This window comes from Massilia sp. CT11-108, from assembly GCF_047302915.1.
GTDB lineage: Bacteria > Pseudomonadota > Gammaproteobacteria > Burkholderiales > Burkholderiaceae_D > Telluria > Telluria orientalis.
In genome coordinates, this window is sequence record NZ_JBKYMO010001142.1 from 1 (window position 1) to 619 (window position 619).

Sequence of the window (619 nt, forward strand, 5' to 3'; positions counted from 1 at the left end):
GGCCCGCATCGGCACCGCGCCGCAACTGACTCGGGACGGCGCCGGCCAAGGCGCGCTCGCCGCATCGCTGCGCGACCTGCCCGTGTTCCGGGAAGGCCGGCCGCTGGACATGGACATGGCCGTGCGCGTCGCGCTCGTCAACCACCCGGGACTGCAGGCCACGTACTGGAACGTCGGCATCGCCCAGGCGGATCTCGCGCAGGCGGCCCGGCCCCGCAATCCCTCGTTCGACTTCACGCGGCTCGCCGGCGGCGGCGTCCTCGAGATCGAGCGCGGCATCACGTTCGACCTCGTCGGCCTCCTGACGACGCCGCTGGCCGCGCGCATGGAGACGCGCCGTTTCGAACAGGTGAAACGCGACGTGGGCGCGGCCATCGAACGCCATGCGCTCGAGACGCGCACGGCGTGGATCGAGGCGGTCTCCGCGCGGCAGACGCTGGAGTACGCGCGCCGCGTGCAGGCGTCCGCGGAAGCGGGCGCGGAACTCACGGGCCGCATGGCGAAGGCCGGCAACACGAACCAGCTCGAACTGGCGCGCGAACAGGTGTTCCTGGCCGAAGCGGCGCGCGACGCCGCACGCGCGGAGAAGCGCGCAACGAGCACGCGCGAGCGCCTCACG

The 619-nt window shown here is 73.3% G+C and carries 1 protein-coding gene; it reads left to right on the forward strand.

All coding sequences use genetic code 11. The features are described 5' to 3' along the window. On the forward strand, positions 1-619 hold a 619-nt coding region (locus ACEN88_RS33640), incomplete at both ends, for a TolC family protein (RefSeq protein ID WP_413346686.1).